The 2,664-nt window shown below is 67.0% G+C and carries 2 protein-coding genes; both read left to right on the top strand.

Annotated elements, in window-relative coordinates:
- Window positions 1-847 (top strand): bifunctional phosphoribosylaminoimidazolecarboxamide formyltransferase/IMP cyclohydrolase (gene purH, locus V6M51_RS19035; protein WP_332769722.1); only part of this gene is annotated, 847 nt, incomplete at its 5' end.
- 251 nt (window positions 848-1,098) lie between these two features.
- Window positions 1,099-2,388, top strand: coding sequence for a phosphoribosylamine--glycine ligase (gene purD / locus V6M51_RS19030; RefSeq protein WP_332769721.1), 1,290 nt, complete (start codon window positions 1,099-1,101; stop codon window positions 2,386-2,388).
- Window positions 2,389-2,664: the final 276 nt, after the last annotated feature.

The raw sequence follows: 2,664 nt of genomic DNA, 5'->3' as shown, positions 1-2,664 counted from the left end.
GCAGCTGCAGGGCAAGGAACTGTCGTTCAACAACGTCGCCGACACCGACGCCGCCCTGGAATGCGTGAAGAGCTTCGTCAAGCCGGCCTGCGTCATCGTCAAGCACGCCAACCCCTGTGGCGTGGCCGTGGTTCCCGAGGCAGACGGCGGCATCCGCAAGGCCTACGACCTGGCCTACGCCACCGATACGGAATCCGCGTTTGGCGGCATCATCGCCTTCAACCGCGAGCTGGACGGCGAAACCGCTAAAGCGATCGTGGAACGCCAGTTCGTCGAGGTGATCATCGCCCCGAAAATCTCCCAGGCCGCCCGCGACGTGGTCGCTGCCAAGGCCAACGTGCGCCTGCTCGAGTGCGGCGAATGGCCGGCCGAGCGCGCGCCGGGCTGGGACTTCAAGCGGGTCAACGGCGGCCTGCTGGTGCAGAGCCGCGACATCGGCATGATCACGGCGGAAGACCTGAAGATCGTCACCCGGCGCGCGCCGAGCGAGCAGGAAATCCACGACCTGATCTTCGCCTGGAAAGTGGCCAAGTTCGTCAAATCCAACGCCATCGTCTACGCCAAGAACCGCCAGACCGTCGGCGTCGGCGCCGGCCAGATGAGCCGGGTCAACTCCGCGCGGATCGCCGCGATCAAGGCCGAGCACGCCGGCCTGCAGGTACAGGGCGCGGTGATGGCCTCGGACGCCTTCTTCCCGTTCCGCGACGGCATCGACAACGCGGCCAAGGCCGGCATCACCGCGGTGATCCAGCCGGGCGGCTCGATGCGCGATGCAGAGGTGATCGCCGCGGCCGACGAAGCCGGGATTGCCATGGTATTCACCTCTATGCGCCACTTTAGACATTGATTCGGCCGCACTGAAACCGGCATCTGCTGCGTTGCCCAGAGTTCCGCCAATGCTCATTGCCAACAGGCAACTCCGCTTGTCGAAACCCTGGGCGCCTTGCATCTACCGGCTTCATCGCGACCTCGATAGGGGTCGCCAGTTTTCGTAGGGGGATAACGCTTCGCTTATCCACCACCCGTAGCCCGGATGCGATCCGGGTACATCCCACTCAAAGCCTCGGATTTCATCCGGGCTACGGTCAGGAGAACCCCATGAACGTACTGATCATCGGCAGCGGCGGTCGCGAACACGCCCTGGCCTGGAAAGTCGCCCAGGATCCGCGGGTCGAGAAGGTCTTCGTCGCCCCCGGCAACGCCGGCACCGCCTGTGAGCCCAAGTGCGAGAACGTCGCCATCGACGTGCTGGCCCTGGAGCAACTGGCCGATTTCGCCGCCAGCAACGTGCAGTTGACCATCGTCGGCCCGGAAGCGCCGCTGGTGAAGGGTGTCGTCGATCTGTTCCGCGCGCGCGGCCTGGCCTGCTTCGGCCCCACCGCCGGCGCCGCGCAGCTGGAAGGCTCCAAGGCCTTCACCAAGGACTTCCTCGCCCGCCACCAGATTCCCACTGCCGACTACCAGAACTTCACCGAGGTCGAGCCGGCGCTGGCCTACCTGCGCGCGAAAGGCGCGCCGATCGTGATCAAGGCCGACGGCCTGGCCGCCGGCAAGGGCGTGATCGTCGCCATGACCCTGCAGGAAGCCGAGGACGCGGTGCGCGACATGCTCGCCGGCAATGCCTTCGGCGAGGCCGGCTCGCGGGTGGTGATCGAGGAATTCCTCGACGGCGAGGAAGCCAGCTTCATCGTCATGGTCGACGGCCACAACGTGCTGCCGATGGCCACCAGCCAGGACCACAAGCGCGTCGGCGACGGCGACAGCGGCCCGAACACCGGCGGCATGGGCGCCTATTCGCCGGCGCCGGTGGTCACCGCCGAGGTACACCAGCGGGTGATGGACGAGGTGATCTGGCCGACCGTCAAGGGCATGGCCAGCGAAGGCAACCTCTACACCGGCTTCCTCTATGCCGGACTGATGATCGACAAGAGCGGTGCGCCGAAGGTCATCGAGTTCAACTGCCGCTTCGGCGACCCGGAAACCCAGCCGATCATGCTGCGCCTGCAGTCGAGCCTGGTGCTGCTGATCGAGGCGGCCCTGGCCGAGGCGCTGAACAAGATCGAAGCGCAGTGGGACCCGCGGCCGAGTCTCGGCGTGGTGCTGGCGGCCGGCGGCTACCCGGGCGACTACGCCAAGGGCGAGGCGATCAGCGGCCTGGACGCCGCCGTCAGTCCCGACGGCAAGGTATTCCACGCCGGCACCGCCCTCGAGGACGGCCAGGTGGTCACCTCCGGCGGCCGCGTGCTCTGCGCCACGGCGCTCGGCGAGACGGTGTCCGCGGCCCAGCAGAAGGCCTACGAGCTGGCGGCGAAGATCGACTGGAACGGCTGCTTCTACCGCAAGGACATCGGCTACCGGGCGATTGCCCGCGAACGCGGCGAGGGCTGAGACGCGAAGCCCCGCGCCGTTGGCTCGCCGCCCGGCGGCGGGCCAACGGCGCAACGCGCCTGGAGTCGCGCCGCCGGCGCCAGGACAGCGCGCACAAGGCGGTCGGGAACGCCTCCCAATGTCGGCGCGACGCCGCCAGCCGTCGCTTTCACAGCGTCTGGACTGGCCATCTTGGGCATATTCCGCTACATAACGGCTTGGCTATAATTTGGCCACTCACTTTCGAAGGGAATTCACCGTGCGCGGGCTCAGGATTGCCGTAGGACTACTCGTCAG

The organism is Phenylobacterium sp., assembly GCF_036677185.1.
In the GTDB taxonomy this organism is placed as follows: domain Bacteria; phylum Pseudomonadota; class Alphaproteobacteria; order Caulobacterales; family Caulobacteraceae; genus Phenylobacterium.
Note: the sequence above shows the minus strand (reverse complement) of the source record. Positions and strands in the feature narration are given on the sequence as shown.

What these genes read in the sequence shown, in the direction of transcription:
- purD (WP_332769721.1), top strand. Translation starts at nt 1,099, where the DNA reads ATGAACGTACTGATCATCGGCAGCGGCGGTCGCGAACACGCCCTGGCC.